This is a genomic window from Pseudomonas oryzihabitans (genome assembly GCF_032027545.1).
GTDB classification, from domain to species: Bacteria; Pseudomonadota; Gammaproteobacteria; order Pseudomonadales; family Pseudomonadaceae; genus Chryseomonas; species Chryseomonas oryzihabitans_F.
In genome coordinates, this window is record NZ_JAVSJB010000058.1 from 1 (window position 1) to 4,526 (window position 4,526).

Genomic DNA, 4,526 nt, shown 5'->3' on the forward strand with positions numbered 1-4,526 from the left:
TTTTGTAGGGGCCAGTCCACTGGCCTAGGTCGCTCATCACACACCATTCGATGACGCGCGAGACCATTGCAGGCACCGAAGGATCTACCAAGCAAACGAGCCAGCCGTCGGCACGCCACTCTAGAAATGACTTGACCGGAGGATCCAGCGCCTCCAGCCGCTCCCTCAGACTATCCATAGCGAACCCCATGAATGGCATGCCTACCCATAGGTTAGACGATAATGGATAGTCCGCAGTCAGCTAATGCGCTAACCCATTTGCTAGCCTTAGTCTCTGCTTGCGGAGCTGTGGGCGTTAAATGAGTATCCCTAATTCACCTCACACCCATAGTTCCGCGAGATGCACGAACATCTTCACAGGCGCTCCTCCGGTGCCATCAGAAGAGCGATTATCTGGTTGCGATTCTAGGTGTAGTCAGTATTACCCTGTAGGGGTAGTGTCGCCCTTGTTCTCAAGCATTTCTCGGAGTCGAGAGGTCAGAGAGTCAAAGCTGAAGGGTTTGATCAGCACAGCCATGCCGTCTGGCACTTCTTCCTGTTTGGAAAACGGGACATCGACGTAGCCGGTGATAAACAAGACCTTCAGTCCTGGACGGCTGACGCGTCCTGCATCCGCTACCTGTCGACCGTTGAGACTGCCCGGCAACCCCACATCGGTGATCAGCAGATCCACGCGGGCATCCGACTGGAGAACGGCAAGCCCCCCGGCACCGTCTCCAGCTTCAATGGCGACGTACCCTAAGTCATCGAGCACTTCGGTAATCAGCAGGCGTACCGTCGGCTCATCTTCTACCACCAATACAGTTTCGCCCTCTACAGCAGGGCGCAACCCTTGTGGCCTAGCCTGTTCGACCTGTTGGTCCAGCTCTCCGGTATAGCGTGGTAAGTAAAGAGTTACGGTTGTTCCGAAGCCTACTTCTGAACAAATTCGCACCTGCCCGTTGGACTGCTTGGCGAAGCCATAGATCATCGACAATCCCAGCCCCGTCCCTTGCCCGATAGGCTTGGTGGTAAAGAAAGGATCGAACACCTTTGCCATAACCTCAGGCGTCATGCCGGTGCCAGTATCGGTAACGGATACCGTTAGGTAGTCTCCTGTGGGGATGTCGTCCCTCTTAGCCTCTGCCTGGGCGACAAACCTGTTAGCCGTCGTAATGGTGATGAAGCCGCCGTCAGGCATCGCGTCGCGTGCGTTGATGCAGAGATTAAGCAGGGTATTTTCCAGCTGTGAAGGATCTACCTCGACAGGCCAGAGGTCGTGGCCGAGCACGGTCTTGACCTCGATCGCGGGACCTACGGTACGCGTCAACAATTCGAGCAGCCCTTGTATGTGCTCATTCGCATCGACAGGTTTTGACTTAAGGGGTTGACGCCGCGAGAAGGCCAAAAGCCTATGAGTCAAGGCAGCGGCGCGCTGCGCCGCACCTTGGGCAGCCGAGATGTAACGGTCGAGGTCGTTAAACCGGCCTTGATCGACACGAATACTCAGCAGCTCCAGTCCCCCAGAGATACCGGCCAAAAGATTGTTGAAGTCATGCGCGATTCCCCCCGTCAATTGGCCAACCGCCTCCATCTTTTGCGCTTGTCTCAAAGCCTCTTCAGTGACAGCCAGCGCTGCTGCTTGTACACGCTCATCCGTCACATCACGAGCGACGGCATAAATCTTGTCTCCGGAGCAGACTGCCGTCCACGCTAATGTTCGGTAGTCACCCGCGCGAGTGCGAAGGCGGTTCTCAAACAACGTGGTAGGGTTGCCCTTGGCTACCTGCTGAATCTCCTGACGGGTGAGTGGCTGGTCTTCTGGGTGCTCCAACCAAGCGGAGGTTGTCCCGAGAAGTTCATCCTCATCCCAACCTAAACACGTTGTCCACGCGGGATTGACCGCCAACCAGACACCCGCAAGGTCCGATACTAAAAGCATGTCGCGGCTGACTTGCCAGATGCGATTACGCTCTGCCGTACGCGCCTCAACGCGTTGCTCCAAGGTGGTGTTGAGCGTGCGTAACGCAAGCTCTGCGTGCCGTTGCTCTGTGATATTGGCCGCGGCACCATACCATTCGATAATTGCACCGTGAGTGTCGAGCAGAGGGACCGCGCGAGTCGATGCCCAGCCAACCGTTCCATCCATTCGGTTGACTTGATGCTCTAAAACGTACGGCGACTTAGAGTGTATGGCTCGTGCGATTTCTTCACGGACCCGAGGTTGGTCTTGAGGGGGAATGTAGGAGGTCAGCCACGTATCGCTAGAGCCGGTGGTATCAGATACGAAGCCCGCCCCCGAAAGCTCGTAGAGCTTGGACCAGTCTGCACTGACGCGAAAGCGCACCTCTGATGATGCCTGTATCAAAGCTGCAAGCCGATGTTCACTGACACGTAGTGCCTGTTCCGCCAGGCGCCGTGCTGTGGCGGCGCGGGTCCGGGCGGCAACCTCGCGAATAAAGTGGAGTTCGCTTTCACTCCAATCGCGAGGCTCGTTCGTGCTGACATAAAGCAGCGCAACAAAATGTCCGTCTTCGAACAGCGGGGTATTTACGAAGGCGCGTGCGCCATGTTGCTCCAGCGCAGACGCATAAGCGGCAGTCCGCAGATCAGTGCGAGCATCACAGACAACGACCATCTCTCCACGCTTGAGGTCTTCGATGTAAGAGCCGTAGTCGCGGAAGTACAGCGTACCGGCAATGGATGGGGATGACCCTCGTGTCCAGTCACGCTCTACCGTAATGCTCTCGACTTCAGGGTCGACTAGCCCATACCCAACTAAATGCACCTCCAGCGTCTCACCCAAGATCTCACAGGCTGCATTGATTAGCACCTTGGCATCTTGTGCATGGTGATCAAACTGATCGCTAAGCGTAAGCAAAGCGCGGCGTTGCTTCTCGCGCTGACGCTTCGCCGTCTGAGCAAGATGCTCCTCCGTCCGATCTCGCAAGATTTTGACGAACCCGATATGCCCCTCTTGCTCGTCCAAGAGCGGCATCATTTCACCCGATGCCCAAAAGCGTTCGCCCCCTTTACGTAGATGCCAGCGGACATCAGCGGCGCGACCTTCACGAAGGGCTGTTTGCATTTCCACTTCAACCCGGTCATTGGCCCTGTCTTCAGGTGTGAAAAAACGGGAGGCGTCTTGACCGCGCATCTCCTGCGCTGTCCAGTGCAAAATTCGCTCAGCCCCGATGTTCCAGTCCGTCACGATGCCTGTAGGGTCGGTCACGATCATGGCGAAGTCGAGCGCACTATCGAAGATAGCGAGCTTGCGCAGGGTATCAAGGCCACTGTGATGGCCTTTTCCCCGCAGCCTAATGACCTCACGTTCAAGCCACTTGCGAGGCATTGACTGCACATTTGATTCAGACAAGCCCATCATCCTCGTCGCATGCTGCGACCGTTAACTCAGATCCTGTGGGCGCTCATTAGGGCGCATACAGCGTAAGGAAATAGCATTTCACGCACAGCGGCTAGGCGTAACGGCTTCGAAAACGGAGAGCAGTCACCCACGCTGGAATCCAGGTAACCAATCATCCAGCGCTAGCAATGCCTTGGTTCAGAGATACTGGCAGTGAAGGAAGGTTCACGGTGAGTCAAGATGACCTATGAGATGGGCTTCAGCTCGATAGCGGTGATTATTTACCAGTAGAAAGGTGGCGAGGTCCTCTGCCAGACGCATATCTGCACACGTAATGCCACTGGGCATGTGCCCCCCAATGGGGTAGTGAAGCGACAAAGGGGCCAGCTCTCTTGCCTGCTTCATTGCTGCAAGCAAAGGGGGCATGGCAGCGTCGATATCTGGATTGGGTTTCGGGAGCCAGCCAGTAGCCATCACCGAGCTTCCTTGCTTACAACAGGCTTGAGCGTACTCGCCTGCCCTGGCGAGGCGCCGCCTATCGGTGGCTTAATCCGCCTGTCTGGCCTCGATAATAATTTGCGCGATAAGCTGTCTCTCATGGGTACCCTGGAGGCTCTTACCTCATGTGCAAGCCCCTTGTCCTTGTCGTAGAAGACGACAAACTCACGCGTGAGCTCACCTGCCGGTTGCTGGAGCTTTTAGGAGCCTCTGTAATCGGGACCCCGACTGTTGAGGAGGCAGCTGATCTTTTCAGACTTCATCCGGACAGGCTCACGCTGGCAATCATAAACGTGCGGATGCGAGGCAGGATGGATGGACGAGGGCTAGCGTGGCTCATCCACCAAGTGAGACCTGCTCTTCCGGTTATAGCGATTTCTGGGCTTGCGGACCCTGGTAGGTCAGCTCTGCCTGCTGACATCTGCTTGCTAGCCAAGCCATGGCGCTTTACAGAATTCGAATCCGCAGTGATGCCGCATCTCAATGGTTCCAAAACGTTCGGTCAGCCGGGAATGGCTTGCCTGGAGACCTTGCATGCGCTTTGGAAGAAGCTAGGGCACGGGGTTCGAGTACGCAGCCAAGGCTCTCTGTCATCACCCGATCTAAAAATACATCGAGGATAGACGGCTTCGTCTGCATGACTTATTGATCAGCGCTAGTTGTGTAAACCCAGTACGTTGTTCAG

Annotated in this window: 2 protein-coding genes; one reads left to right on the forward strand and one right to left on the reverse strand. The window is 55.9% G+C overall.

Features of this window, described 5'->3' with window-relative positions; genetic code table 11:
• Positions 1 to 421: 421 nt before the first annotated feature.
• Positions 422 to 3,355 carry a PAS domain S-box protein gene (locus RND78_RS27520; RefSeq protein WP_312733384.1) on the reverse strand — a complete coding sequence of 978 codons (2,934 nt, stop codon included), beginning with the start codon at positions 3,353 to 3,355 and terminating at the stop codon, positions 422 to 424.
• 611 nt (positions 3,356 to 3,966) lie between these two features.
• On the opposite strand from RND78_RS27520, the gene RND78_RS28655 reads away from it, so the two are divergent.
• Positions 3,967 to 4,464, forward strand: a complete 498-nt coding sequence (locus RND78_RS28655; RefSeq protein WP_409457150.1) for a response regulator — start codon at positions 3,967 to 3,969, stop codon at positions 4,462 to 4,464.
• Positions 4,465 to 4,526 lie beyond the last annotated feature (62 nt).

What these genes read in the sequence shown, in the direction of transcription:
- RND78_RS28655 (WP_409457150.1), top strand. Translation starts at nt 3,967, where the DNA reads ATGTGCAAGCCCCTTGTCCTTGTCGTAGAAGACGACAAACTCACGCGT.